The sequence below is a fragment of the Kamptonema formosum PCC 6407 genome, assembly GCF_000332155.1.
In the GTDB taxonomy this organism is placed as follows: Bacteria; Cyanobacteriota; Cyanobacteriia; order Cyanobacteriales; family Microcoleaceae; genus Kamptonema; species Kamptonema formosum.
Window position 1 is genome coordinate 1,122,683 of record NZ_KB235904.1, and the last position, 25,357, is coordinate 1,148,039.

The 25,357-nt window shown below is 41.3% G+C and carries 22 protein-coding genes and 17 tRNA genes; 8 read left to right on the forward strand and 31 right to left on the reverse strand.

Annotated elements, in window-relative coordinates:
• Window positions 1-38: 38 nt before the first annotated feature.
• From OSCIL6407_RS0121880 to dndC, 21 genes are all read right to left on the reverse strand, one after another.
• A tRNA-Leu gene (locus tag OSCIL6407_RS0121880) sits at window positions 39-112 on the reverse strand.
• 28 nt (window positions 113-140) lie between these two features.
• A tRNA-Leu gene (locus OSCIL6407_RS34685) sits at window positions 141-214 on the reverse strand.
• Between the two features lie 3 nt (window positions 215-217).
• Window positions 218-291: transfer RNA gene (locus OSCIL6407_RS0121885), tRNA-Pro, on the reverse strand.
• A gap of 4 nt (window positions 292-295) precedes the next feature.
• Window positions 296-369 (reverse strand) — tRNA-Leu (locus tag OSCIL6407_RS0121890).
• A 29-nt stretch (window positions 370-398) separates the two neighbouring features.
• Window positions 399-472 (reverse strand) — tRNA-Gln (locus OSCIL6407_RS0121895).
• A gap of 5 nt (window positions 473-477) precedes the next feature.
• A tRNA-Gln gene (locus tag OSCIL6407_RS0121900) sits at window positions 478-556 on the reverse strand.
• A gap of 14 nt (window positions 557-570) precedes the next feature.
• A tRNA-Asn gene (locus tag OSCIL6407_RS0121905) sits at window positions 571-643 on the reverse strand.
• A 7-nt stretch (window positions 644-650) separates the two neighbouring features.
• A tRNA-Phe gene (locus OSCIL6407_RS0121910) sits at window positions 651-724 on the reverse strand.
• Window positions 725-729: 5 nt separating this feature from the next.
• Window positions 730-814, reverse strand: a tRNA-Ser gene (locus OSCIL6407_RS0121915).
• A gap of 3 nt (window positions 815-817) precedes the next feature.
• Window positions 818-893, reverse strand: a tRNA-Met gene (locus tag OSCIL6407_RS0121920).
• A gap of 1 nt (window position 894) precedes the next feature.
• Window positions 895-977: transfer RNA gene (locus OSCIL6407_RS0121925), tRNA-Tyr, on the reverse strand.
• A gap of 23 nt (window positions 978-1,000) precedes the next feature.
• Window positions 1,001-1,076, reverse strand: a tRNA-Lys gene (locus OSCIL6407_RS0121930).
• A 6-nt stretch (window positions 1,077-1,082) separates the two neighbouring features.
• A tRNA-Glu gene (locus tag OSCIL6407_RS0121935) sits at window positions 1,083-1,155 on the reverse strand.
• Between the two features lie 5 nt (window positions 1,156-1,160).
• Window positions 1,161-1,235: transfer RNA gene (locus OSCIL6407_RS0121940), tRNA-Trp, on the reverse strand.
• A 3-nt stretch (window positions 1,236-1,238) separates the two neighbouring features.
• Window positions 1,239-1,313, reverse strand: a tRNA-Met gene (locus OSCIL6407_RS0121945).
• 9 nt (window positions 1,314-1,322) lie between these two features.
• A tRNA-Cys gene (locus tag OSCIL6407_RS0121950) sits at window positions 1,323-1,396 on the reverse strand.
• Window positions 1,397-1,471: 75 nt separating this feature from the next.
• Window positions 1,472-1,545 (reverse strand) — tRNA-Asp (locus tag OSCIL6407_RS0121955).
• A gap of 596 nt (window positions 1,546-2,141) precedes the next feature.
• Entirely contained in the window at window positions 2,142-2,528 is a 387-nt protein-coding gene (gene dndE, locus OSCIL6407_RS0121960; RefSeq protein ID WP_007353678.1) for a DNA sulfur modification protein DndE, read from the reverse strand.
• Between the two features lie 99 nt (window positions 2,529-2,627).
• Entirely contained in the window at window positions 2,628-3,278 is a 651-nt protein-coding gene (locus tag OSCIL6407_RS0121965; protein ID WP_007353677.1) for a hypothetical protein, read from the reverse strand.
• Window positions 3,279-3,283: 5 nt separating this feature from the next.
• Complete coding sequence (dndD, locus tag OSCIL6407_RS0121970; protein WP_007353676.1) at window positions 3,284-5,275, reverse strand: DNA sulfur modification protein DndD; 1,992 nt, start codon at window positions 5,273-5,275, stop codon at window positions 3,284-3,286.
• An 86-nt stretch (window positions 5,276-5,361) separates the two neighbouring features.
• Entirely contained in the window at window positions 5,362-7,044 is a 1,683-nt protein-coding gene (gene dndC, locus OSCIL6407_RS0121975; protein ID WP_007353675.1) for a DNA phosphorothioation system sulfurtransferase DndC, read from the reverse strand.
• A gap of 180 nt (window positions 7,045-7,224) precedes the next feature.
• Here dndC and OSCIL6407_RS0121980 point away from each other — a divergent pair, with 180 nt between their 5' ends.
• Window positions 7,225-8,391 (forward strand): DNA sulfur modification protein DndB, encoded by a 1,167-nt coding sequence (locus OSCIL6407_RS0121980; protein ID WP_007353673.1) that lies wholly within the window; start codon window positions 7,225-7,227, stop codon window positions 8,389-8,391.
• A 61-nt stretch (window positions 8,392-8,452) separates the two neighbouring features.
• On the opposite strand, the gene dndB is transcribed toward OSCIL6407_RS0121980, so the two are convergent.
• Window positions 8,453-9,502, reverse strand: coding sequence for a DNA sulfur modification protein DndB (dndB, locus tag OSCIL6407_RS0121985; RefSeq protein ID WP_007353672.1), 1,050 nt, complete (start codon window positions 9,500-9,502; stop codon window positions 8,453-8,455).
• A 361-nt stretch (window positions 9,503-9,863) separates the two neighbouring features.
• Between dndB and OSCIL6407_RS0121995 the strand changes: the two genes are divergently transcribed.
• Complete coding sequence (locus OSCIL6407_RS0121995; protein WP_007353671.1) at window positions 9,864-11,459, forward strand: DGQHR domain-containing protein; 1,596 nt, start codon at window positions 9,864-9,866, stop codon at window positions 11,457-11,459.
• A 106-nt stretch (window positions 11,460-11,565) separates the two neighbouring features.
• Here the strand turns inward: OSCIL6407_RS0121995 and OSCIL6407_RS0122000 are convergent, their stop codons facing one another.
• The 8 genes from OSCIL6407_RS0122000 to rsmA all read right to left on the reverse strand — a co-directional run bounded on the left by OSCIL6407_RS0122000 (window position 11,566) and on the right by rsmA (window position 19,373).
• On the reverse strand, window positions 11,566-12,033 hold the full coding sequence (locus OSCIL6407_RS0122000; protein WP_007353670.1) for a DNA phosphorothioation-associated protein 4: 468 nt from the start codon (window positions 12,031-12,033) through the stop codon (window positions 11,566-11,568).
• A gap of 47 nt (window positions 12,034-12,080) precedes the next feature.
• The gene (locus OSCIL6407_RS0122005; RefSeq protein ID WP_007353669.1) at window positions 12,081-13,046 is read right to left on the reverse strand and encodes an S-layer homology domain-containing protein; all 966 of its coding nucleotides are present in this window, start codon (window positions 13,044-13,046) and stop codon (window positions 12,081-12,083) included.
• Between the two features lie 148 nt (window positions 13,047-13,194).
• Complete coding sequence (locus OSCIL6407_RS0122010; RefSeq protein WP_007353668.1) at window positions 13,195-15,261, reverse strand: AAA family ATPase; 2,067 nt, start codon at window positions 15,259-15,261, stop codon at window positions 13,195-13,197.
• Entirely contained in the window at window positions 15,258-15,503 is a 246-nt protein-coding gene (locus OSCIL6407_RS0122015; protein ID WP_007353667.1) for a hypothetical protein, read from the reverse strand. The genes OSCIL6407_RS0122010 and OSCIL6407_RS0122015 overlap by 4 nt, the downstream gene beginning before the upstream one ends.
• Window positions 15,504-15,584: 81 nt before the next feature.
• A complete protein-coding gene (locus OSCIL6407_RS0122020; protein WP_007353666.1) occupies window positions 15,585-16,976 on the reverse strand; it encodes a DNA phosphorothioation system restriction enzyme in 1,392 nt (463 codons plus the stop codon).
• 144 nt (window positions 16,977-17,120) lie between these two features.
• On the reverse strand, window positions 17,121-17,462 hold the full coding sequence (locus OSCIL6407_RS0122025; RefSeq protein ID WP_007353665.1) for a DUF3082 domain-containing protein: 342 nt from the start codon (window positions 17,460-17,462) through the stop codon (window positions 17,121-17,123).
• Window positions 17,463-17,465: 3 nt separating this feature from the next.
• On the reverse strand, window positions 17,466-18,413 hold the full coding sequence (ispE, locus tag OSCIL6407_RS0122030; RefSeq protein WP_007353664.1) for a 4-(cytidine 5'-diphospho)-2-C-methyl-D-erythritol kinase: 948 nt from the start codon (window positions 18,411-18,413) through the stop codon (window positions 17,466-17,468).
• 114 nt (window positions 18,414-18,527) lie between these two features.
• Window positions 18,528-19,373 carry a 16S rRNA (adenine(1518)-N(6)/adenine(1519)-N(6))-dimethyltransferase RsmA gene (rsmA, locus tag OSCIL6407_RS0122035; protein WP_007353663.1) on the reverse strand — a complete coding sequence of 282 codons (846 nt, stop codon included), beginning with the start codon at window positions 19,371-19,373 and terminating at the stop codon, window positions 18,528-18,530.
• A 141-nt stretch (window positions 19,374-19,514) separates the two neighbouring features.
• Between rsmA and OSCIL6407_RS0122040 the strand changes: the two genes are divergently transcribed.
• The 6 genes from OSCIL6407_RS0122040 to OSCIL6407_RS0122065 all read left to right on the forward strand — a co-directional run bounded on the left by OSCIL6407_RS0122040 (window position 19,515) and on the right by OSCIL6407_RS0122065 (window position 23,843).
• The gene (locus OSCIL6407_RS0122040) at window positions 19,515-20,084 is read left to right on the forward strand and encodes a Uma2 family endonuclease (protein WP_007353662.1); all 570 of its coding nucleotides are present in this window, start codon (window positions 19,515-19,517) and stop codon (window positions 20,082-20,084) included.
• A 10-nt stretch (window positions 20,085-20,094) separates the two neighbouring features.
• Window positions 20,095-20,667, forward strand: coding sequence for a Uma2 family endonuclease (locus OSCIL6407_RS0122045; RefSeq protein ID WP_007353661.1), 573 nt, complete (start codon window positions 20,095-20,097; stop codon window positions 20,665-20,667).
• Window positions 20,668-20,870: 203 nt separating this feature from the next.
• Entirely contained in the window at window positions 20,871-21,542 is a 672-nt protein-coding gene (locus tag OSCIL6407_RS0122050; protein ID WP_007353660.1) for a TIGR00266 family protein, read from the forward strand.
• A 22-nt stretch (window positions 21,543-21,564) separates the two neighbouring features.
• Entirely contained in the window at window positions 21,565-22,242 is a 678-nt protein-coding gene (locus OSCIL6407_RS0122055) for a TIGR00266 family protein (RefSeq protein WP_007353659.1), read from the forward strand.
• A gap of 80 nt (window positions 22,243-22,322) precedes the next feature.
• Window positions 22,323-23,027, forward strand: a complete 705-nt coding sequence (locus tag OSCIL6407_RS0122060; RefSeq protein ID WP_007353658.1) for a TIGR00266 family protein — start codon at window positions 22,323-22,325, stop codon at window positions 23,025-23,027.
• Between the two features lie 15 nt (window positions 23,028-23,042).
• Entirely contained in the window at window positions 23,043-23,843 is an 801-nt protein-coding gene (locus tag OSCIL6407_RS0122065) for a M48 family metallopeptidase (RefSeq protein WP_007353657.1), read from the forward strand.
• A gap of 32 nt (window positions 23,844-23,875) precedes the next feature.
• Here the strand turns inward: OSCIL6407_RS0122065 and OSCIL6407_RS0122070 are convergent, their stop codons facing one another.
• Window positions 23,876-25,258, reverse strand: coding sequence for an NACHT domain-containing protein (locus OSCIL6407_RS0122070; protein WP_007353656.1), 1,383 nt, complete (start codon window positions 25,256-25,258; stop codon window positions 23,876-23,878).
• Window positions 25,259-25,357: the final 99 nt, after the last annotated feature.

Below are 25,357 nucleotides of genomic sequence, written 5' to 3' on the forward strand. Positions count from 1 at the left end.
CTATAAGTAAGTTCCTCCTAATTTTACTAAAAATTTGATGCTCCCGACAGGATTTGAACCTGTAAAAAACTAGGTTCTCTCCCTAGTGCGTCTGCCGTTCCGCCACGAGAGCAAACGGTGAAAATTGGCTGAATGCCAAGTACCCCTGACAGGCCTCGAACCTGCAAAACACTTATCTTAAGTAAGCGATGTTTTCCAATTACATCACAGGGGCAAATCGGGATGGCAGGATTTGAACCTGCACCCTTCGGCTCCCAAAGCCGCCGCGCTACCAAGTTGCGCCACATCCCGTTACTACTCCTGACTGGATTTGAACCAGTAACACACAAGGTTTGAGCTTGCGGCCTCTTCCAGTTGGGCTACAGGAGTTTAATTAATCTGCTTTGCTAATAGCAGAACTGGGAAGGTAGGGTTTGAACCTACATTTGTCCGCTTTCAAAGAGCGGTGCCATACCGATTAGGCGACTTCCCAATAATTGGCTGCCGGGGTAGGCTTTGAACCTACATAATTTCCTGTTTCAGAGACAGGCGACTTTACCGATTTGTCTACCCGGCAATTCAAAAAAAAGGCTGTCCTGGTAGGGATTGAACCTACGACATTTCGCTTAACAGGCGATCGCTACTACCACTGAGCTACAGGACAATGCCAGCCCCCCAGGTCGGTTTCGATCCGACGGCCTCTTGTTCTTCAAACAAGCGCTACTACCAACTGAGCTACCGGGGGAAAAGCGGAGAGAACAGGATTTGAACCTGCGTCGGAATAACCCGATTCTGTTTAGCAAACAGATGCCATCAGCCTCTCGGCCACCTCTCCTTTTGGACGCGGGAGAAGGAATCGAACCTTCGTAAAACAGGCGTATGAAACCTGTGAGTAACCACTACTCTATCCCGCTATGGGTCGAGCTGGAATTGAACCAGCAATCGTATTAAACCACTGTTTTACAGACAGCTTCCTACACCTATAGGAGGACCGACCCAAAATAGAAATTAAATAGAATGTTGGTGGGTTGTCGAGGAATTGAACCTCGATCCATCCGCTTAAAAGGCGGCTGCAAAAACCATTCTGCCAACAACCCACAAGGAAGTGCTGACGGGAGTTGAACCCGCAATTACCTGATCGAAAGTCAGGTGGCTTAACCATTTGCCTACAGCACCATAATTGGCGAAGGGACTGAGATTTGAACTCAGATCGACGGTTTTGGAGACCGTAATGTTACCAGTTACACTATCCCTACTTTTGGTCGCAGCGATCGGATTTGAACCGATATTAACCAAGGTATGAACTTGGGACTTTACCATTAAGCTACGCTGCTTTTTGCCAGAGGTTAGAGTGGGATTTGAACCCACGAATATTGGTTTTGCAGACCAACGCCTTCAACCACTCGGCCACCTAACCTGAAATGTTCACGGTTAACGGTTAATTGTTAATTGTTAACCGTTAACTGTTGGCAAATCTGATATGATTTGTTTACGGGAGTAACGAGACTTGAACTCGCAACCTTTCGCTCGACAGGCGACTGCTCTAGCCATTTGAGCTATACCCCCATACAATAGGTTAATATTCTGTTTTCAAGGTTCGGTTGGTTTTTGGGTTGGAGCTTTGAGGCTCTTTCCCGTCTGTCATACACTCATACTACATAAATACTACAAGCTTGTCAAGAGTTTGCGGAAGTTTTTTTTGCTTGTGGCTGTGGAATTTCCGAGTTTCAATAACTGGAGTTTGGACGGTGGGCGGTGTAGTCTATGTATTACAACCCCTGGGGTGTCTTACATCAGGGCTAAGTACCGCTTTTGTCCTAGAGTTAATGACATGACTCTTGCTTATAGGACTTATTTAGCTTTAAAGGTGCAGATGGCTTATGAAGCAAAGGTTTTAAACTCTTTTTCGTCAGCCATGTATACATACTACATAACGTACTACAGGATGTCAAGGGGTACTACAAAAAAAATTTGTTCCGCTTTGGAGGGGAAGATTTGGCGGATGAGTTTGGTTATGAGGCAATAGCGATCGAGAAAGTGCGATCGCACTTTTTGCCCTTACCCCCTAAGTCACTAACGGAAGGACTACTGGGGAATATACGTAACGCCACCCTCTGGGAGGTAAAGATACCCCCAGAGGGCGGCGTTACGGTTGTTTTCGGTTACTTTTGGGTGGCGATCGCGATTAAGTCTTCGATTTTTTTGATATTGGGATCGCCCGCTAAATAGCCAATTCCGCGATGAAGGTGGAGGCGAAATTGTTTAGCCAGAGTTTCTTTATCCGTGCCTAACTTATCATTATAACACCTTTGTTTCAAAGCAATTATTAAAATATCAGCCATTTCACCGCCGAATACATCCCAAGTTAATTCGACATTACTATCAGCCGGAATGGGAACGGGAGAAGGCATAGAAGGTTCAGCAAGGGAACGGCAAAAACCCCAACGGCAAAGAATATTCCATTGGTCAATTTTAGTAAACCTACGAAGTTTTAAAAGTTGGTCTTTGCCAGATTGAGAAAGGCGGATTCTTTCGATTGGTGGTTCCATAATTTTATAGCTAGGGGCTAGGGGCTAGAGGCTAGGGGCTAGGGAAAGAAGGAACTAGAATCAAGGATTTCAGGAACTCATAATGTTCTAACTCCCTTTTCATTTGCTACGATCTTCTGTTGAGGAGATTACTAATTGACTTAGGCGTTTCATAATTTTGAGAACGGTGTACAAATCATTGCCGGGATTGCGGATTCCAAACATCCTAGACAAAGCATATAGAGGTACTTCTCCCTTCACCAATTTAACAAATACGAAAGTGCCACCTGCATTAATCAGGCCATAGCTGGGTTTATTCGGGTGAGGATTGCCTAGCATATAAGCAAGGATTTGTGCAAGACCAGCTTCAATAGAAAACTCGTCTTTTTTGGACTCAATCACCATTACCCAGAATTGGTCTTTTAATACCAGAGTGTCCATATTTCCCCTGATGATAGTTCCCCCATCTTCGCTGATAATTTGTACAGATTTTTCCCCCTTAACGTAAAACGGGGCTAGGTAAAAATCACCGATAAAAAGCATCGGGTCAAGTACAGCCATGCGGATAGCATTTTCTAGTAAAGGTGGGTAATTTAGCAGATTAATATAACCAGCTTTTACCTTATCAAGAAGTTGCCGATCTAAATCAGTGATTTCGGGAAGGTCATCTTGCCACTCGCGGAAAAATCCCTCATCTTCAATTAATTGAATGCCAAATGTATCGATGAGGTCGCGAAGATTGACGGCTTGTGCTTGTAGGGTTTGTACCATATTTTTTACCAAAAGTAACTATTTTCTTCAATAATTGTTTGCTGTTTGCTAGAATCATATTTTAGCAGATAGGTGTGTGCGATCGCATCCAATTTCTTCAGTTGTTCATATTCAGTTTTAGCAATTTCCGTGTCAGTGGATAAAAGAATCACTTGATGGCTAGCAGAGGGGAAATATTTCTCAATTAAATTGTTACGGTGAGAAGAATCAAGACGACCGAGAGGGGTATCAATGGCAATCGGTAAATGGCGACCGGATACTCTCGCCAGTCCCCATAAAAAGGCGATGGCTAAGAGTTGTTTTTCCCCCGCAGAAAGGCGATGTTTCGGAACCAGCGTACCTTGCGAGTCGTAAATAGATAAGGCAAAAGTTTGGGTATCAATAGCCACTCGATGAACTAGGTCAGATTTGTGGAGAAGATAGCGGAAACATTCAGTAATTTCTACTTCCAATTTATTGAGTTTTTTGAGAGTTAGTTTCTCCTTAAAAAGTTTAAGCGTGTTTTGGGCTTTAGCGATGGAAGCGAGAGTATGTTGGTTATTTCTGTGTTTGAGGTAGTCGTGGCTATATTCTTCTAATTCCTTGTGGGTTTTGGCAATTTCTCTGTCAATTTCAGAGACTTTGCGGTTAGCAAGTTCCCAATCTGCTTGGGCGTTAGCAACTTGTTTTTGGGCTTCTCTGACAGCGGCTTCTAACTTTTCGTAGGCTTCCGGCGATGCGGCTTTATCGAGTTGGCGTTCGACTACATCTATCTCGCTTTCAGCGGATTTTAGTTCTTTAATTTTTTCTATGGCAATAGCTTGATTAGCTTTGATTTGATATGCTAAGATAGTTTCAAGTTGGGCGATGGCTTCGACTGTAGCATCTAGCCAAGGTTCGCCACTTTCAGCTAGTTGTGTAAAGTCGGCATCTTCTTGTTCGATGAAGGTTTGGATATCTTGCAACTGTTTCGGTTTTAAAGATAGTTGTGTGAGGTATTTAAGGAGGCGATCGCTTCTCTGTTCTACGGCTGTTTTAGCAATTTTTGCCTGAAATTGGTTGACCTCCGTTTCAGCTTGAATTTTGGCTTGTTCAAGGAGTGGGGAAATTAAGCCAAGAGGGAGAAAACCTGCGGATAATTGTAACATTGCTTGGCGCTGAGTTTCAGCCTGTTTTTTCCAATCATTTAATTGTTGGTCGAGGTAGCTGCGTTCGCCTGCGATTTTTCCGCCTTCAGAAATAAAGCGATTGCTGGCTTCTTGTAAATATTTTTCAGCTTGTTCTAATTTGCCTTTATTGCTGCCAGTCTCCTCTGTTGCTTCTCCTTTTTCCTTGAGTAGTTTCTCAAACGTGGCTTCAATTTTATCGAGAGTAGATTTGTCTTTTGCCCCGGCTATTTCCTTACGTTTGCGACTGGCGAAAATATCTAAGTCAACGGATAGACGTTCGGCGAGTTCTAAACCTAATAGACTTTTAATTGCGCCGACGACAAAATCGGGTGGGGTTTCCATTTCTGCGAGTTCTTTAACTTGTTCGCCATCGAAGAGGAAAAGGTTAGAAATACCCAAGGGAAGTAGGGTTTCAATGTATTCGTCCCAGGTGGAGGCGATGGCTTTGTCTGGCCACCATTCATCGTGTCCGTCATAAACAAGAATACCTAATGTATCTTTGGTGTCTTGTTTTTCCCAATAGCGGACGATTTTATATTGAGTTAAACGGTCATCTAAGACGTGCTCAAAGGCTAATTCAATACGGGTTTTTTCAGTAGGTGGAGTGTGACGGTTGACGCATTGGCTGAGGAAGTCATTGTAACTTAAATTGCCGCGTGTGGAACATTGGGCTCTGTTACCATAAAGGCAGAGGCGAATGGCATCCATAAGGGTAGTTTTACCGCCACCGTTCATGCCGCCGAAGAGGATAATGGGGCGGGTTTCTTCATCTATTTGAGGGCGGAGATTGATGATTTGTTTGCCTTGGTAGGGGCCGAAGTTTTCTAGGCTGAGTTCGAGGAAAATCATAGATGTTTTCAATTATTATCTACGTTGATCTGGGTAATCTTTACCGCAGATCAACGGATATGGACGTAGATGCAGGTGGATTGTGGTTATTCGGCTGGGTTTTCGTTGATGAGATTTAAGAGGGGAAATTTCATGTCACCCCATGATAATTGTTTATTTTTGTCGCCTTTGTTTTCAATCATTTCTTTGATGTTTTTGGGATTGGTATCTGGGGATTTTTCGGGGTCTTCAATAGTGGCGATCGCCTCTCGAATTTGCTGAATTTCATGAGGATCTTCTTTAACTGTTTCGAGGGCAGTTTTTACTTGGCGTTGGTAGTGGGCATTATCGATGGCTTCTTCTTTGATTCGCGAACTGGTATCAAAGCATTTATCGATATCAAGGAAGATCCCGGTTCGGCGGGGTTTGGTGTAGTATTGGCGTTCGGTGTTGAGGAGTTTTGACATTAATTCTAAGTGCATTGTGTCGTTTTCACAGATTGTTTGAAGTACATCCCATTCGTCATTTCCTAGTAGTTTTCTTTCGTCAAAGGGGCGAGTGTCTTCAAAGGGTTCGCCAGTGACTTCTGCGTAAATTTTGGGTAGGCTATCGTCAAATTCGTGTTTTTCTTCTAGCCATATACGGCGAATTTCGCTGAGTTCTTCAGGAGTAATAAGGGTGATGTCGCGCATTTCTGAGGGGGCAGTTTGGCGAATTTGGGTTTGTGCTTGTAAGACTCGCCTTAACCAATGTTCCCGCCAAAATTTAGTATAGGGGCCAGGGATATTTTGAACAGAGGTTTTTCCTTCACCAATATTGCGTTCAAATAGTTCAACTCTGCCATAAATGCGCCGAAAGTCTCTCTTGTCATGATCGTTCTGAATATCTAGTTCGTTGCGTATATCAAGTAGAGGCTGCATCCATTCTTTTTCTTCATCATTCTGGATCATTGCCTGCATTGATTTGTCTTGGTTTACCATTGTGCAAACCCAACATCCAAATCGAGAACTACCACAACTAGGAGTAGACGTATCAACAACTAAAGGACACTCGTTATCTGTTGTTGCACCTCGGTACAAAGTAAATAAGTCTTTATTGTTACCCCCCCAAGGATTCTCCCACTGGTTCAGATAAATCCAAACTTCATCATTCCGCCAATCTTCAATAGGGCTATAAACTAGAGAATTAGGTAAGTGAGCATTAGGGCTAAGACGATCGCGTAATCTACCTGCTTCATGCTTTTTCATTGTTGCGGCTCTTTTCGTACTTTCAGCCTTGCGGGTACCTAAAACTACAATGGTTTCACCATGTCCTCTAACCATTTCTCTAATAAAGTGGTTAACAGGTTGAATTTTCATCCTTTCAGTACACCAGCGAAATCCATTGCGAGGAGACGGATAGCCTTTACCAATTAAGCATACCCAAAATGTTCCCTGAACAGAAGGATGCAATAAATGAGCTTCAATAGGCATTTTTTTCTCTTTAGATCCCGCCTTAAGTTGCTCTAATGATTTCCGTACCCAAGCCGCAACGATAGGATTTTCAACAAAAGTATCTGTTGTAATGACATGAATTGTTTTCGTGCGCTTTTCTGGTGGTAGTGCTGCAATCGCATACCACACTAACTGTAAAATAGCACTTGAATCTTTGCCAAACGATACGCCTATAATCCAAGGAATATCATCAAGACAGTATAATTCTTGGATTTCCTTGTTTAGCTTTTCTATATCTTCCACTAACTCGGCAACAGTGCGAGATGGGAATAATAAAACTTGCTGAGCTTCTGTCATAATCTAAAAGCTCCTATTGCTAAATTGAATAATTTGTGATATAATTTCCCGCACCCACTGAGAAGACATATTTTTCCTTTATATTTTGCCATAGGGCAAATAGTAGACTTGTGTTTGTAGACTTCAATAGCTATAGTAAAGTAATAAGTCTTTCTCTGCTCAAAAAAATCAAGAGTTTATATGTCTGAAAGTAACTACCCTCAGCCTGAGCCCAATTCACGACTTGATGAGTTGCTTGAGCCTTACTTCGCAAAGTATCACCGTCAGAAGTGCTATCCGGGGTTGATTTTTCAGCAGGGGAAGCGGAAAATGGTACAAATCAATGTCCCTGCGGATGAATTACCGACTCTTCTTCAAGCGAAGCCCGCTACTGGGAATGATCCTGATTCTGGAAAAAATCGCCCAGAGGTAGATGGTCATTCTGAGGAAGTTAAACAATATATTATTAAACGCTGTACAAAGAACAAACCTTGGATTTTGGGGACACTAACTGCAAATATCGCCCCAGATAAGATTGAGCTTGTAGAATTGGGCCGGGGAATTTGTCTAGTAGTAATTCGTCGGGGTGTTAAATTAGATATTACTGATGGACAACACCGAAAACGTGCTATTCACGAATTGATAGAAAGCTCTAATGGTGAATTAATTGGTGATGATTATTTTCCAATTACTTTGGTATTAGAAGAAGACTTTAACCAGTGTCAGACTGATTTTCGAGATATGGCACAGACAAGACAGCTAGATAAATCATTACTTTTGTCATTTGGTGAGTTTGAAGGTCGAGTAGGTATTACTAAAAACTTACTCGATCGAGTATCAATGTTTTATGGTAAAACAGAAAAGATTAAATACTCTCCTTCAACTAAACACAAGTTAATTTACACAACTAATTATATTGCTAAGCTCGTAAGCTGTGCCTTTGCTGATGACCTAATTGATGATCTTCAAGATTATGATGTTGAGACATCATCAGAAGTTTTAATTAGTTGCCTCAATCAGTTTTTCTCGGAATGTAGCCAGACACAGCATATTGCTGAAACCGCTGTTGAAAACTTAACTATCGAGGAAGTTGCGAAATTTAAAGAAGATTGTGTGTTGGGCAAAAGTGTTGGTGTAGAAGTTTTAGGGCGATTGCTATACTGCACTTATGACAAAAATGATGATTGTTTTGAGAATGAAAAAATCTCAAAACTTGCTAAGCTTGATTGGTCAAGAAAGAGTCATATTTGGGCAGGAAATATTGTTTTATCTAGCAATAATTCCAACAATACCTATAAGATAACAGCCAGTGCTAATGCTGTAAGAGCAGCAATTACAGCAGCTAAAACTGAACTAGGGTGGGTATAAAAAAATCAATAAAACACAAAGATGGCATAGAAACTAGACAGCCTAATCAGTTTAATTCCAACTACAAACCCAACCTCCCTTGTAAATAACCCTTCATCCAACCCAAACTAACCTTAGACTTAGAAACCCCACTTTTACAAAGAATATGACCTTGCCAATCAGGATTAGAAATCGACCAATCAACCTCTTGTAAACCCGCCAAACATTCCCGCCAATTATCAGGATAGACCTCCAATAAATCCGCCCCAATAATAGCCAGACTTGAGAGTACGAGCTCATGACAATGAACATAATCTTGCCGCACTTTCGCCGCCGTCAATCGCCCCCGCAAAACTAACTCCCACTCAGCCATCAAACCGCTAATAACCTTCCAAAAATTCGCCGCCAATTCCACCTGCTTTTCCATATCCACACCCGCATAATTAACCAATAAACTCAGAGTAGCATGAGAAATACTATTAAGTGTAAAAAGTTTATCAGATTTTGTCGATAACGTCCCCCTTTCCATCTCCGTTAAACACCGCAAAACCTCAACTCGCTGGACAACCGCCTTGACCAAATTTGCCTTAAACTCTCGGTGTTGGTAAAGAATATCTAAAGAAGCATCTATCGGTACTTGAAAGCGGTTAAAATCAGCAAACATTTGCTGCGATCGCTCTAATCCCAAATCCAAGTATAAAATCAAAGCTACCGTTTCATAACCCAACTCAGGATTTTCTTTCAATGCCATTTGATAAGCGACCCGCCGATGTTGCCCATCGTTAATAGTAAAAGTAGCATCCATTGGCACGCGCAACCTGCCAATTTTGCGGCTTTCTGCTTCATTTCCTAGAGGCTCAAAAGTAATCTTAGCATCAATGGAAGCCGCGATCGCACCTAAAGCGTAATTTCTCGGATTGTTGATAATATATTTAGCAATTTCTGGGACACGACTGCGGTTTAAGCTACGATTTGACCGCTTTTCTGGCGCTAACTCTTCCCCTTGAATCGGGAAAAGTTTTGGCAGTAAACGTACCGGACACATCGAGACATAATACTCTCGCCCCGCTTGAATTCCCCGGATAACAGGTAAGATGTATTCAAAGGAAGAAATCATGGGAAAATCAGACATAAAAATGAATGGTTGAAATCGAATTTAGAGTAACAATTTTACTGGCTGAGTTGAAAATATAAACGCCTAAAGTTGTTACTACAAGCTTTAATTCTTGCCGTTTGTAGATTATTGGTCTTGTCTGTTTCAAATCATCAATACTAAACATTTATGCTAATTCCTCGCCAAATATTGTTAGTCAAACAGAAATTTGCCTGCCAACCTCTCGAAGACTTGACAGAGTGACATAGATATGATACGTAAAGCGCGATTATTACCGTAAATATAGTATTGCACAATTTTTTTTAAAAACTTCACTTTACAAAAAAAAATATATATGTTATTTTTCTAAAATCTTATAAAATCCCCAAAAACCTTAACCATGACCAGCGCCCCCGATTCGACTGCTGACCTCGCTAGCCAAATTCTCGAACAGGAGAAGCGGGAAAGAGACGCGATCGCATTCTTACTTGACAAATACCTCGGCCGCGACGATCGCCTCCTCGTCCAAAAAACCCAAATGGGGAGCACCGAAGCCTACGTCGGTTCCGTCACCCTCGAATGGCTAGACAGCAAAGTTCGCTTCGCCGCCCAACTTCCACTTTTTCGCCAAAAATTCGACCCCCAAACTAACAACGTCATCCGCGACGAAGAAACCATCGATGAAATCCAACAAAGGCCTCTCGACTGGTCGCGCCAAGGATCTTTAGCCCAATACCTTGCGGCCCGCAAAACTCACAAATTCCCCGCCGTTTTAGTCGTTCAAAGTCTCCCTTGGGTAGACGATCCCAAAGCCCCAGAATGGGATGAAAACGGTCGCGCCCGTAAGTCTTCCGCCGACTTTTTAGCCATTGATAAAAACGAAACTGTTGGCTTTTTAAACATTAAAGATGTCTCTGTTTTTGCCCTTGATGGTCAACACCGATTAATGGGCATTCAAGGCTTAATGAGCCTGATTAAAACTGGTCGCCTTCAACCTTTTAACAAATATAAAAAACCTGTCGGTCAAGCGATTACTGTTGATGACTTAATTGAAGAATATCAAATCGATCTCACCTATTTACAAGGTCTAGCCCAAGAAAAAATCGGCATTGAATTCATTCCTGCCGTTGTCAAAGGAGAAACCCACCAAGAGGCAAGATGGAGAGTGCGATCGATCTTTGTTCACGTCAATTTAATGGCAGTAAAATTAAGCCAAGGACAACTCGCACTCCTCAATGAAGATGATGGATTTTCTATTGTTGCCCGTAAAGTTGCCGTTACCCACCCGCTATTAAAAGAAGTCGAAGGTCGCAATCCCCGCGTTAATTGGGATAGCGCAACTGTGGCTGCTAAATCAACAGTTTTAACTACATTGCAAGCATTACAAGATATGTCAGAACGCTATCTGCGGTATAAATTTCCCCACTGGAAACCCTCAGATAAAGGATTAATTGCTATGCGACCAGATGATGAGGAGTTAGAAGCCGGAATTGAAGAATTTAAGTTGTTTTTTGACGGATTAGCGAGTTTGCCGAGTTATTGTGAATTAGATAATGGGTTAGGAACGTTAGAAATGCGGCGTTTTAGCTTTGAAAAACCGGGGGGCGATGGCAATATGTTATTCCGTCCTGTCGGTCAAGTTGCCCTAGCTCAGGCATTAGGAAATTTAGTATTTAGAAAGAAATTGTCTATTAAAGAAATCTTCCACAAACTGCGGAGATATGACACTGATGGCGGGTTTAGCCACATGGATTTTCCAGAGTCACTGTGGTATGGAATTTTATACGATCCCAATAAGAAACGGGTGTTAGTTTCGGGAAAAGATTTGTCAGCAAAATTGATTGTTTATCTGTTAGGAGGAGTAACGGATGATATGGAAAAAGCCGAATTGCGGCAGGCGGTAGCAGCGGCCAGGACTGTGGAAGATCGGGCGATTAATTTTAATGGTAAGTTTGTGAAACCGAGGGAGGTTGGTTTGCCGCCGATTTTGAATTGAACTATAAATAACTCGCTGACTAGCGGTGGTTAAAATCTTCCAAAACTTCTGAAGAGATGTGAGAGTGTAGAAATAGGATTTAAATCCTATTTCTGCCATTATGTATCTATAAAAATCTCCTTAAATCAAAACTTTGCTCTGTCGATTCTTCCTTAAATCTTTCACCAATAAGCATCAATAAAAGCTGATCTAAATAATCACCAGCACCTCGTAATTCTTCTCGCAATATTTCCAAACCTCCATTAGCATATTCTTCAAAAATAGTAAGCCTCTGTTCTTCTAAGGTGGCATCATTATAGGAGAGAATTTTTGAGTCTTTAGTTTCTGCTACCGCAATTAACTTAATTATACTATCGTAACCCCTAGACACAAAAACTTCTAGCCCAATGGGCCCAGGTTCTCTTTTAGAAATTTCCTTAAGAGGTAAGCGCTTTTTCCGTTTTGACCCCAAAGCAGCGGCAAATACTATCACGTCTGCGTAAGTCTGGAAAGGGCCAGTTTTCCCCTCTGCTACTGTTAAAGCTTTGACTAAATCGGCTTTATCTTTAGCAACATTAATACGATTAGTAGTCATTGTTTAAATCAATTATTTACTGCAAATTTAACTAAAAATTTTACCTTTTAAGAGAGAGGATTGAAAATATATCCCCACTTGCCACCAGTTAAAACTCTAACATATTCAGCCGGTGAACCAGAACCATCATTTCCTCTTGGTTCTATCACCCATTCAGCGCCAACTCTCACCGCCGCTAAACCCTCAGAAAATTCCCTTGCTTCATCAAATTCTGGCGGAATAATCAATTTATTCTTATTATCTACATAACCAATTTTTTCACCTACCAATGATGGTTGGAGATTAGAATTATTAGCTACTTGAGGCTCCGTATAAGACTGGTCAACCAAATTGCCTATTTTATCGATCGCATACTCTTTGTCACCGATTATTACCTGTGCTAAACCTTTAGAAAAAGGTCTAGCATAGTCAAATTGGGGTGCGATAGCAAACAATTTACCCTTAGCAAAATACTGCGACGGGACAATAAAAGGAATGCCTAATACTTGACAGAGAGAAGCAGCCATCTCTCCTCTAGTTGCACTTTTATTCGGTTTTAGCTGCCTTGAATTCGGATAGTTAACTACTAGAAAACCATTAGTTGCGGCTGCCATCATCTTGCGAGCGTACTGTGGAACTCCCGCTCCATCGTCAAAATAATTTGTGAGGATTTCCTCAGATTTTTCAGGAACTTTTAACTTAAGTTGTGCTGCCAACGCAATAAATGCTTGTACTCTTGAAATTAGTTGTTCTGGTTGAAAAGTTTTGTCGGGATAGCCAGCTAAAAATCCTTTAGTTGAAGCATTTTGAATGTCTTTATAAGCCCAATGATTATTAGTAACATCTTTGAAAGAAATCGGGTTCTGAATTGGCTCAGCATAGTGGAAAATATTGCCCATTAACACAGCAAATTCAGCGCGAGTTAGGGGTGCATTAGGATGAAAAGTGCGATCGGGGTACCCACTGACTAAATTTTTTTGGGCTAGAGCAAGGATACACTTTTTTGACCAGTGATTTTCAATATCAGAAAACATCTGATTTCTCCTTTATTTGTGGTGATAAATTTTACTACTATGTTCAGAGTAACATAATTTTGGGGTCATAAATACCTCTTTTCTCCCATCACTTAATCTTTTTAGCGTTCACTAAACTATCTGCCTCAAAAACTGCGTAAGTACCAAACTAAAAATCATAATCTACTTCTACAATTTCCGTATATTCAAACTCATTCGGACTTTGTTTAACCAAAGGATAACGCACGCCTGCCAACTCAATCGAATCCTCTTCACACTCAGGCTTAGGAGAATTGTAAACTAAAACATATTCCCTACCTGTGCGATTACTCATTTCTTCCGCAACTTCTACCCGCCACTGAGTCTTTGTAACTAAAACTACCAATTGATTCGCCAATCTTGGCAGCGTCTTCGCAACTTTTCGCCGATACATTTCATCCAAACTACCAAAAGGGGAATCCATTACTATCGGGAAAGTGCTGCTATCTGGCCCCATTAAAGTATTCTGTTGACTCCACTCCCGTACCCCCTCAATGATACCACCAATAAACGACAAACTCAGAATTTGATTTTCACCAGTAGAAGCTGCAACGCTAATTTCCTCACCCCCTGTATTTTCTACTAAATTGATCTCATATTTTTCATTCAGCTTAGGGAGATAGGGAGTGAAAGAAATTTGACTAAATAATTCCTGCACTCGCTTTTCTAACTGCAAACGAAACTGTTTCTCTAAACGGGATCTTACCTCAATCAATCTATCAACAGCATCTTGAGTGGCAGCAATGCGTTTCTGAGCCAAAACTTGCCGAGACTCATTCATTTGCTGCTTATCAATCTGTTTACCTAAACCTTCAATTTCACGAGTAAGATGATCTATTTCTTGCTGATTGGAACCCGTTTCGCGATTAAATTCACTAACTTTAGATTCAATTTCATCCAGGCGTTTTTGCAGCTTACTAATATCTTCATCTGGATAATTTCGCAATTTTTTATTAATGTCATCTAACTGCGTCTCAATCCGAGAAAGCTCCGTGCGATTATACTTAATATTCTCTTGCTGTCTGTCAAGTTCCTCCCACAAATCAGGAACTTGCTTCTCAAGTTCCTCCACTTGCACAATCGTGCGAATTGCTGTTTCTTCCACATCAGCAGTTCCCGCTTTATCCATCCAACCATTTACCTCAAAATGAGCGTGAGTGCCATCAATTAACTCTGCACCACAGATACAGCGCTGTCTTTTTAATAACTCCTCCACAAATTGCCGTTTAATACCCATTGGCAATTCTCCTTTCGCTCGCAAACCATCAAAAACTTGTCGAAATTCCACCGTCATATCAGCAATAAAAACAGTATATCCTCGTGTGGTAATCGCTCGTTTTAAGGCTTCTCTCGCCTGTTTTAACTGTTCTTTAATAGAGCCTGCACTAGCTTCAAGCTCAGCCCGCAATTGCTGCAATTCTCCCGCACCGCTAAGTTCCAGCAAACGGCTGTTAATTGCTTTTTTTAGCTCACCTTGGTGTGCTAACTCCTGAGCGATTTCAACTTGGCGACTTGAAAGTTTTTCCACCTCTTTTTCTAACTTTTGCTTTTCCTTTAAAGATTTCTTGGTTTGTGTATCCCCAATAACTTTCAAATCTGTTTCTAGAGACTTTTTCGCCTCTCCTAAATGTCTAATCGAGCGATTTAAAACCTCTACACCTAGCAATTCCTTAGTTGCCTCAGCAATTTCAGCTTTCTTATTAGTGCGGACAATTTGCTCAATTCTTTCACCATCAAAGAAAAAATATTGATGCAGACTTTCTGGCAAAATTCGCCCAATAATATCATCTGGTTGTTCCGACGGAAACATCCAACGACCATCATCTTGCGCTATTTGCATCAGCAATTGAGTTTTGCCATGCTCAACATTTGTATCATTTTTATAAGCGCGGCATACCCGTTTTGCTTGATAGCGTTTACCACCATGCTCAAACACAATTTCAACCCAACATTCGATAGCTTTATTCGGTTCAGCTTCATTAATTGCCCGTTTATTTACTAATTGGTCTGGAGCAGCGAAAGCAGCGCTAAATTTTTCATATAACACCCAAGTAAACGCATTCATTAGCGTTGTTTTTCCTGATCCATTGTTGCCATGAATCATTGTGGTATTCCGAGTTCCAGAGGCAAAGGTAATCTCTGGAGTTTTGCCATAAAATTGACGGAAATTATAAAGTTTAATTGAGTTTAGTTTCATTTAATTACCTCCTTGATAATTTTCAAGATGTCTTCATTAATATTGCGGGGTGGTTTCATATAAAGCTTATCTTTCTCAGCTTGCAATACCCGCTCGATGATTTGGCATACTTCTTCAGGTGCGCTGGTAATTGGTTCTTGCACGTCTCCCAAATCTACCTTAAGCTTATAAGATGAATTCTTTTCAGCTAAAATGTTCGTTGATATTGCGCTGATAAAATTGTCTTCGTATCTAAATGCCATAGTCATATTTCCTAAATGTGTCAAGTTTTACAAACTCAAAACGCTAATGGTCTATAATAAGAATAGCAGGTTTATAAGATTTTAAATATCTAACAATCCATATCGGGTTTGCAGTTGTAACAATTTAGTCCTAGCTGCTCCTGAGTTGTCTGCCAAATCCGCAAATTCTAGGAATCTCTTGAGTTCTTTTCGCAAGAGGTTACGTTCAACTTCTAGGGTTTCTCTACCCAAGTCGGGAGGTAATACTATCATGTCAAATAAAGTAGCACGTTCCTTACCGGGGTGCGGCCGTAAAATTCGCCCTCGGCGCTGGATAAATTGACGGGGATTGCTACTACTTGCTAAAATAACTGCATTGCGAATTGCGGGAATATCAACACCTTCATCCAAACAGCGAATTGCTACTAAACCCTGCAATTCTCCACTTTCAAATTGCCGCCGCAATTGCTCTCTTTCAGCTAAAGGCGTATCCGCAGTATATGTATTAATCCGATAGCCAATTTCAGAGCCTAGCACTCTAGTAACTTCTGATAATTGGCGATCGCTAATTTTGCTAGAGCTTCCTTCTACGGAACCATCTCCGCAATAAAATAATGTATGATTGGTATGTTTTCGCGTTGCCATTAATTGCCGCAATGCGGTTAATTTATTGGCGGCTGCTCCAATTAACCGCGCTCGCTGCATCAGCAATGGCTTAACATCTATATCCTCAATATCTTCTCCACCAGTTAGCAAAGCCCAGCCAATTTTTTTGGTTAATTTTTTATAGACTTGAGCTTCATATTCTGTCAGTTCTACTAAGAGGGGATAGTATAGATAGTGAACTAGAGCTCCCTGACGTATAGCATCTCCTAATGTTAATTCCGGCTGCAAAACGGGGCCAAAATAATCAAAAATAGCCTCGCTTCCCTGTTCGTCAAAGTGTCTTTGGGGAGTAGCAGAAAGAGCGAGGCGCAGTCCAATATTTCGCGGTAAACTTTGTTCTAAACGAGGTGTACCCAGGTTATGAGCTTCGTCTCCAATAATCAAAGTTTTATCTGGGAAATAGCGCAGTTGGGACTGTAAACTTTCTCCCATTAAAGTAGCATTAGTAGTAATCGCCGCGAGAAAAGGTTGGGAACCAGAATGCACGTTATACAAACCCGCAGCTAGTTGACTTTGCCAACTGCGGGCATTTTCAAAAGTTAAAATCGGTTGGATTCCAAATTTCTCGCATTCCCGCGCCCATTGTGCGACTAAGTGACAATAGGGGCAAATAACAATGAGACCTTGTAAACCGATTTTTTGATATAGTTCAGAAGCGATGGCTAGTGCTGTAATTGTCTTACCACTTCCTGTGGCCATTTTGAGCGTACCGCGCCCATTATTGGCAAACCAATTAGCGATAGCTTGCTGTTGATATTGCCGCAGTTGGAGAGATGGCGGTATCCGGGGAAACCCCACTTGCGGCTGATGTCCAAGAGTTTGATTCACTGTTAATCCAGTCAGATGCAAGATTCCCTAAAATTTGACTATATCAAATAATTTTAGCTCAATCTCACTAAAATATTACACTTCTATATAATTTTTTAGTAAAAATTGTAACTGATTGGAAACTTCATTACTGGCAATGTCGAATTAAATACTTGCATCTTTCTTCAATCGTTTTATCAACCGCTGAATCAAAAGTTGCACCGCTAACCCCATCAAACCCAGAGCTGCCAAGGCGAAAATGCCTGTTCCTAGTGCAGCCATCCCTACGACTAAGGTTCGCACAGCAGAGGCGATTTTAATCACCGTGATATTGTCAGAATGAGTTGGTTTGTTAGCAAATGTCTGGGCAATTGATGCCGTTAATAAATAGAGACCAGATGCGAATGCACCAGCAATCATCGAACCAGTAATGCACCGCAAAATACTTGTTTCTTCCGCAGAATTAGGCGGTTGAGAATTGGGAGTTGGATTAGTTAGATTAGTCATAGTTTAATCAGATGCAATGCGAATGCCAGTATTACTAAATTTTGCCACCCACAGGTCTAAATCGGGAGATGCGATCGCACTTTTTACCCGCTCTTTAACCTGTTCTGCTTCTGCCAGAGACTCCGTTAAAGCAAACACCGTAGGCCCCGAACCAGACATCATCGTTCCCACAACCCCTAGTGACTGAAAAACCTCTCGCAGTTGCAATACTTGAGGATATACAGGCAAGGCTACTTTCTCTAAATCATTGTGCAATAATTGCCCAATTTTTGCTGCATCTTTGTGGGCGATCGCGGCTACCATCTGCCCAGAATGTACCCGTTGTCGGCGACATTCTACATCATCCGGCGCACAATAAGAACTGCTGAATTGTTGCCGATAAGTTTGATAGGCCCAGGCCGTAGAAATCGATAAATTGCGATATTTTGCCAGCACAACATAGAGATTATCTAAATCCGGCAAGGGTGAAAGTTCTTCACCTCTACCTGTTGCTAAAGCAGTACCACCAGCAATGCAAAAAGGGATATCCGAACCCAATTGAGAACCCAATTCTTGCAATTCTGAGTGCGTAAGTCCGAGTTGCCACATCAAATCCATCCCCACTAAAACAGCGGCCGCATCTGCCGATCCGCCAGCCAAACCTGCTGCTACAGGAATGTGTTTGTGAATCACAATTTCCACGCCGCCGTAGCGAGCAAAAGCAGTGGGAAATTGCCTAGCTAGCAAGTCGGCGGCGCGGTAGGCGAGGTTATTTTTGTCAGCGGGGACTTGGGAATCGTCACAGCGGACGCGGATGGTTTCTGTACCGATGGGCCGCAAGTCGATGCGATCGGCTAAATCTATACTTTGAAGTACCATTGCCAGTTCGTGATAGCCGCCGCTAGGCGAATCACCGATGATTTCTAAGTATAGATTGATTTTTGCGGGAGCAATCAGAGAATATGAGCGCATAAGTATGGATGATTTGGGACGTAATTCCCTTGTTCTGAGCTAATTTACATCAGTCTGCGACCATAATCAATCCTTCTTCATTGCTTAACATAAAACTATGCAGAACTTCATAGGCTACTCACCGGTGTATAATTCTCTCCCCAATTCTACCTCTAAGTTGTTAGCTAAAGCTACCCATTCAGCTACACTTAGATCTTCAGCCCGACATTGAGGATTTATTTGTAATTTTTCTAGTAATTGAGCGAGTCGCTCTAACTCAATTGTTCCTTTTAAATTATTACGCAACATCTTACGCTTGCTACCAAAGCCGAGTTTAATTAAACTCTCTAAATGTACGGGGTTAATCGCTTGCGGTTCCACCATCCGGGGACGCAGCCGCACTACAGCAGAATCCACTTTGGGCGGCGGATAAAATGCCTTAGCTGGTACGTCGCAAATTAACTCGCATTCAGCTAAATATTGCACTCGCACTGACAGCGCACCGAAGGCTCTGGAACCAGGTTTAGCATACAGCCTTTCTGCAACTTCTTTTTGTACGAGCAGCACAATTAAATCAAAAGGTTTAGCTGCCGGAGCTGAGATTTTACCTAGTAGTTTTTCAATAATCGGCCCAGTTATATTATAAGGAATATTGGCAACGACTTTATTAGGATTTTGGAATTTAGGGAACGCAGCTAATTGCTCCTCTAAATCCATTGCAAGGATATCGCCTTGGACAAGTAGGAAATTGTCAACTTTACCCAGTTGCTTTGCTAATTTTTCGCATAAGTCGCGATCGATTTCCACAGCCACAACTGACTGCGCCGCAGGTAATAAGCTCCGAGTTAAAATTCCTGTACCAGGCCCAATTTCTAATACGCGATCCTGCGACAAATCAGCCGCTTTAACAATCTGATTTAAAGCTTTTTCGCTCTTGAGCCAATGTTGAGCAAATCGTTTTCGGGGTTGAGGTTCCCGCATCCTGAATTACCTAGCGCATTATGAAACTGCTATAGTTATGAATTATATACCATCGCTTCGCCATCCGCACACAAATATTTATTGTCATTGAATTCAATCTAGAATAATGCTAAACTATTTCCTAGTTGAGCGAGGTAAACAATGTCAGCCACAAGCGAACTAACACTACAAGAGTTTTTCGCTCTCCCCCCCCTTGAGGGAGATATTACCTATGAACTTATTGATGGTCAGGCTGTCCCAAAGATGTCTCCAAAATTTTCGCACTCTAAGCTTACCCGTACACTACTATATCTAATCGATTTGTGGTGTGAAGGACGCGGTGAAGTCTTGCCAGAATGGGCTATTCAATTAACTAAAAAAGGTCGAGCCTGGGTACCGACTCCTGACCTTTTATATATTTCTTATGAACGCTTACCCGCAGACTGGAATCAAGATGAAGCCTGTCCCATTCCACCAGAACTCGTGATAGAAATTATTTCACCTGGACAAACTTTTGGACAAATGGCGGCTAAAGCGAGAGATTATTTAGATGCTAAGGTATTGCGGGTTTGGGTGGTAGATAGCAAAGCTAGAAGTATTACTGTTTTTTATCCCGATGCACCACCCCAAACTTATATGGGAGATATCCTGCTAACAGATTCACTGTTTGCAGGATTGGAATTTACCCCAGAGCAGATATTTCAAAAGGCAAAAATACCACTAAATAATTAGGTAAAAAATAGTGCAAATCACAAGCCGATTAACACTCGAAGAGTTTTTGGGTCTCCCGCCAGTTGAGAGTGATATTACCTATGAACTTATTGATGGTCAGGCTGTACCAAAGATGTCTCCAAAAAAATTTCACTCCAAGCTCACCCGTACATTCCTTAATCTAATTGAAAATTGGTCTGATGGACGGGGAGAAGTATGTCCAGAATTAGCTGTCACTTTAAGTAAAAAAGGGCGAGATTGGGCACCAATACCAGACCTTTTATATATTTCTAATGAAAGCTTACCAGATGACTGGGATCAAGATGGAGCTTGTTCTGTTCCACCAGAACTCGTGATAGAAATTATTTCACCTGGACAAACTTTTGGACAAATGGCGGCTAAAGCAAGAGATTATTTAGATGCTAATGTATTGCGGGTTTGGGTGGTAGATAGCAAAGCTAGAAGTATTACTGTTTTTTATCCCGATGCACCACCACAGACTTATATGGGAGATACACTGCTAACAGATTCACTGTTTGCAGGACTAGAATTTACCGCAGAGCAGATATTTCAAAAGGCAAAAATACCACTAAATAATAACTAAAAAATCACAATCAGGCATTATTTTATCACAGAAAATACTGCCTGATTGCTAAGGGCAAATGCCGATTCACTCCACAATTATTTTTGCTCTAGTGTTTAGGAAATCAGCAAGCTATGTATATTTTTGTTAAAAAATGGAATTAGTTAGGCCAAGTTTTGACAGAATTGTATTTATCTTCACCAGTCTCTAAAGGAGATTACCCTGTGAAATATAAAATTCGTTATAAACCATCCTTTGCAGCTATTTTCATCACCCTAGACCCCGGAGAAAGTATCACCGCCGAGGCGGGGGCTATGACTAGCATGGATGGAAAACTATCTATAAAAACTGAATTTTCAGGCGGCTTCTTCTCTGGCTTACTCAAAAAGTTTTTTGGCGGCGAATCTCTGTTTGTCAATAAGTTCATCAATGAAACGCAAGAACCCCTACAAGTCATCTTAACTCAACCTACTATTGGCGATATAGAAGCCATAGAATTAAAAAGCGATCGCGAGATATATTTTCAATCTGGTGCTTATATTGCCCATACTAAAGGATTAAATATCGGTGTCGGCTGGGCGGGTTTTTCTAGTTGGTTTGCTGGCGAAGGATTGTTCAAGTTAAAAGTTAGTAGTAAAAACAAAGGTCTGGTTTTCTTCGGCGCTTATGGTGGCATTACGAATAAAAAAATTACAGGTGAATTTGTGGTTGATAGCGGTCATTTAGTCGCCTACGAACCAGGGATTAAAATGAGCGTTACTTTGGCTGGAGGCTTATTTGGTTCAGTCACATCAGGGGAAGGATTCGTTAACAAACTTTCCGGCACTGGGGATATTTATTTACAGTCTCGCAGCATAGATGGTTTAGTTAGATTTTTACGTCCAAAATTCTTTTAATTTTGCAATAGAGGCAGCAATAATGGATATCCAAATTTTGCAGCAACCTGATAGTGCAATTGCGCGTGTCACCTTCGATGCTCGCGAAGAATTAGTAGCAGAAGCAGGTGCGATGATTGCGATGAACGGTTATATTAATGTTAGCACTACTCTCCGGCAAGGTAAAGGTGGTGGCATTTTAGGCGGACTTAAACGTACGATCGCAGGAGAATCTTTATTCTTAAGCGTTTTTCGTTCTCCTACTGCTGGCTGTGAACTATTTTTAGCTCCTAAACTGCTCGGAGATATCTGCCATTATCAAGTTTCTAATGTGGGATTGGTAGTACAGGCTACTTCTTATCTAGCTAGCGGTTCTGATGTTGATATTGAGTTGGGATTTCAAGGTTTTAAATCTTTATTTTCGGGAGAATCAATTTTCTGGTTAGATATTAGCGGCAAAGGCGATTTACTCCTGAGTTCTTTTGGAGCAATTTATGAAATCCCTGTTGATGGCGAATATGTAGTAGATACTGGTCATATTGTCGCTTTTGAAAAAACCCTGAACTTTACAATTGGCAAGCCAGGTTCTAGCTGGCTAGGTGCTTTTCTAGGTGGTGAAGGATTAGTTTGTCGGTTTAAAGGAAAAGGGCGATTATTCTGTCAAACTCACAATGCGACGGCTTTTGGTCAATTAGTTGGCCCTCAGTTACCGCCTCGATAATAGAACTGTTAACTGTTAACTGTTAACTGTTAAGTGAGAATATTGGTAGAGAATTTTAGTAAGGCGATGGAGAAACAGCCATGAAAAATGAAATTGATTACACTATTGAGCATTCCCCTTCCTATGCTTCATTACGGTTAGACCTCAAGGCAAATGAAACTGTTTTTGTGGAATCGGGAGCAATGGCAGCTATGGATTCCTGTATCAAAATGAAATCCAAGGTGCAAGGGGGATTAATGAAAGGAATTGGTCGAATGTTAGGGGGTGAATCGCTATTTATCAGTGAGTTTACCGCCGAAGGAAAACCTGGGCAATTATTTGTCTCGCCAGGAGTACCCGGAGATATTCAGCATTATTATCTTAATGGTAATGGTAATAATTTAATGGTTCAATCTTCCGGGTTTGTTGCTTCTAGCCCCACTGTCACTATTGACACAAAATTTCAAGATTTTAAAGGCTTTTTTAGTGGTGAATCGCTGTTTTTAATTAAAGCTACTGGGAAAGGAGATTTTTGGTTTTCTTCCTACGGGGCAATTGTTGAAATTCCTATTGATGGCGATCATGTTGTCGATACAGGTTACATTGTCGCCTTTGAAGATACTCTCAACTATAATGTGGAAATGATGGGCGGCTTATCTTTTAAAAGTCTGAAAACGGGGATTCTAGGTGGTGAAGGATTGGTGTGTCGCTTCCAAGGTCAAGGCCGTCTGTGGGTGCAGTCGCGAAATCTGTTTCCTTTGCTTAATTTTTTGAATCCTTTCCGTCCAGTTAAAAGCAATAACTAAACCTATTTATAGATCATGCCTGATGATGAATTTAGCTCTAGAAATTCCCCAACTAGCAATCGCCAGTTATTGATAATTCTGACAATCTTTTTAGGGTTGCTTGTAGGATCGATTTGCTTTATACTATTTATAGTCGATAGCTTAGTATGGGTAATTCCTGTTAGTGCAGAACAACAGCTTGGTAAATTAATTGCTCCTGCTTACGAGCAAATAGCTAAACCTTCTCCGGCTCAAGATACGCTGAATCAACTTTTAGATCGACTAGAAACTAAGTTAACAAAAGAGCAAGCAGAAGGGCGTAATTACAGAGTTTTGTATGTGTCACAGCCGACGGTCAATGCTTTAGCAATACCGGGTGATATTGTGATTATTTATTCTGGTTTAGTTGCTGAAGCAAAATCAGAAAATGAACTGATGATGGTACTCGGCCATGAACTCGGTCATTTTGCTCACCGCGATCATTTACGAAGTTTGGGGCGGAGTTTACTTGTGCAAGTTGTACTGGCTTATTTTTTTGGGGATTTGAGCTCGCTGCAATCTACTATTTCTACTGTCTCCACTGCTCAATTTTCTCAAAATCAAGAACGTCAAGCTGATGAATTTGGCTTGTCTCTTTTGCAAGCTACTTATAATCATGTGGGGGGAGCAACTGACTTTTTTGAGCGCATGAGTGAGAAACAGGGTGGGGATATTATACCTTTTTTAGCTACTCATCCAAATCCGCGCGATCGCGTTGCAGAATTAAAGCGTTTGATCGAGAAACGTCAGTATAAAATTGGGGAGAAATTGCCTCTGCCCTCAACGCTAAAATTGTAACGCCGCCCAGAGGGTGACATTACTGTGTTTCATCACATTTCACCAAAATGTTGTTGCAACAAATTGTGAATAAAATGATAGCGATCGTCTCCAATTTTTTGTAGCAACAATCTTTCACTGACATAATTTAAGAAACGCCGATAATTCCAGGGAATATACCCGTATCGGCAAAGCACTACTCGCACCATAAAATTTTCAATAGCAGGTATTTTGATAAATAAACCGCTAATGCAGGCAGCAATTATCCCAAAAATTATTCCCGAACTTAACTCGAAGATTGTCGCAACAATTGCTCCTACGATACCCGCAGTTAAACTTAAAATTAACCCAGTAATTACTATGACTCCAATCAGACATATTTGCTGTTGCTGTTCTGTTTGCAACCAACTAGATGTAATTTTTGCCACAGAAAATTCTGTCAAATTCTCTGTTTCCAGCTTTTTAGCCAACCATACTAACCAGTACCGAATTTGTTCTGGTCGCGGTTCCTTACCTTTAGGATACCATTGCTGATTAATTTCCCGTGTCATCTGGCGGCGAATATAAGCATTTAACAAATACTGGCGCTGCGCCTCAGTAGAAGGAAGTCGTTTCCAAGATTCAATTAAAATTTCCTCATAAGCCAAAGTCAACAGACTTAATAGCAACGGTGTTTTGGCTAACTTCAACAATTCAGGTTCCCGTTCAATATTGTACCATAGCTCTCGACTTCTAGCAGCTATTAAATACTCGCGAATTTGAGTTTGGGTCAGCGGTTTTAACAAAATTGCTGCTTGCAATCGGAATCTATTTTGGCACTTTTTGTAAGATTCAAAACTGCTACATATAACTAGATGATTAGGTTGAAAATCTTCAATAAATTTATTTATACTCTGAATTAAATTTTCATGTCGCTCACCTTCAATTTCATCTAATCCATCTAATAATGGCAATAATTGCTGTTGAGCAAGCCACTGTTGACTAATATTAACGGGAATGTTATACTTAAGGTGAATTTGCTCGATTACCCAATCCGCGATCGCCCGAGAATCATCTTTCCGCGAAGCCAAGTTCAACAGCACCGGACAGGGCAAATTTGCATCATTTTCCGCCCTATTCACCAGTTTCGCTGCTAGTTCCCGCAAAGTTGTCGTTTTGCCCGCCCCAACTGCCCCCAAAATCACCAATTTCCCACCCATACGGTCGAAAAGTTGCATAATTCCTGCCTTTTGCGGCACCTGAACGCTGGGGCGGCTGCCGATTTTCAGATCGATGTCCCACGATCGCCTAAACTGCTGCGGCGGCTTGTCTGCGTGTAAATTAACCAACACAGCTTTGTGCAAGGACTGCGATCGCCCCGCTTTCACTTCCCGCTTTACTTCGTCTAGTAACTTCTCGCGAGATGATTTTTCTCTAAGAGGACTCAATCTTAACATTTTACTTATTTGATTTTACCTTTGTTGGACATCATCTCTTGCCATCTCTCAGTAAAATTATTCACTTAATAGACTCCACCAATAACTAACGTCTTGATT

What these genes read in the sequence shown, in the direction of transcription:
- dndE (WP_007353678.1), bottom strand. Translation starts at nt 2,528, where the DNA reads ATGGAACCACCAATCGAAAGAATCCGCCTTTCTCAATCTGGCAAAGAC.
- OSCIL6407_RS0121965 (WP_007353677.1), bottom strand. Translation starts at nt 3,278, where the DNA reads ATGGTACAAACCCTACAAGCACAAGCCGTCAATCTTCGCGACCTCATC.
- dndD (WP_007353676.1), bottom strand. Translation starts at nt 5,275, where the DNA reads ATGATTTTCCTCGAACTCAGCCTAGAAAACTTCGGCCCCTACCAAGGC.
- dndC (WP_007353675.1), bottom strand. Translation starts at nt 7,044, where the DNA reads ATGACAGAAGCTCAGCAAGTTTTATTATTCCCATCTCGCACTGTTGCC.
- OSCIL6407_RS0121980 (WP_007353673.1), top strand. Translation starts at nt 7,225, where the DNA reads ATGTCTGAAAGTAACTACCCTCAGCCTGAGCCCAATTCACGACTTGAT.
- dndB (WP_007353672.1), bottom strand. Translation starts at nt 9,502, where the DNA reads ATGTCTGATTTTCCCATGATTTCTTCCTTTGAATACATCTTACCTGTT.
- OSCIL6407_RS0121995 (WP_007353671.1), top strand. Translation starts at nt 9,864, where the DNA reads ATGACCAGCGCCCCCGATTCGACTGCTGACCTCGCTAGCCAAATTCTC.
- OSCIL6407_RS0122000 (WP_007353670.1), bottom strand. Translation starts at nt 12,033, where the DNA reads ATGACTACTAATCGTATTAATGTTGCTAAAGATAAAGCCGATTTAGTC.
- OSCIL6407_RS0122005 (WP_007353669.1), bottom strand. Translation starts at nt 13,046, where the DNA reads ATGTTTTCTGATATTGAAAATCACTGGTCAAAAAAGTGTATCCTTGCT.
- OSCIL6407_RS0122010 (WP_007353668.1), bottom strand. Translation starts at nt 15,261, where the DNA reads ATGAAACTAAACTCAATTAAACTTTATAATTTCCGTCAATTTTATGGC.
- OSCIL6407_RS0122015 (WP_007353667.1), bottom strand. Translation starts at nt 15,503, where the DNA reads ATGGCATTTAGATACGAAGACAATTTTATCAGCGCAATATCAACGAAC.
- OSCIL6407_RS0122025 (WP_007353665.1), bottom strand. Translation starts at nt 17,462, where the DNA reads ATGACTAATCTAACTAATCCAACTCCCAATTCTCAACCGCCTAATTCT.
- ispE (WP_007353664.1), bottom strand. Translation starts at nt 18,413, where the DNA reads ATGCGCTCATATTCTCTGATTGCTCCCGCAAAAATCAATCTATACTTA.
- rsmA (WP_007353663.1), bottom strand. Translation starts at nt 19,373, where the DNA reads ATGCGGGAACCTCAACCCCGAAAACGATTTGCTCAACATTGGCTCAAG.
- OSCIL6407_RS0122040 (WP_007353662.1), top strand. Translation starts at nt 19,515, where the DNA reads ATGTCAGCCACAAGCGAACTAACACTACAAGAGTTTTTCGCTCTCCCC.
- OSCIL6407_RS0122055 (WP_007353659.1), top strand. Translation starts at nt 21,565, where the DNA reads ATGGATATCCAAATTTTGCAGCAACCTGATAGTGCAATTGCGCGTGTC.
- OSCIL6407_RS0122060 (WP_007353658.1), top strand. Translation starts at nt 22,323, where the DNA reads ATGAAAAATGAAATTGATTACACTATTGAGCATTCCCCTTCCTATGCT.
- OSCIL6407_RS0122065 (WP_007353657.1), top strand. Translation starts at nt 23,043, where the DNA reads ATGCCTGATGATGAATTTAGCTCTAGAAATTCCCCAACTAGCAATCGC.
- OSCIL6407_RS0122070 (WP_007353656.1), bottom strand. Translation starts at nt 25,258, where the DNA reads ATGTTAAGATTGAGTCCTCTTAGAGAAAAATCATCTCGCGAGAAGTTA.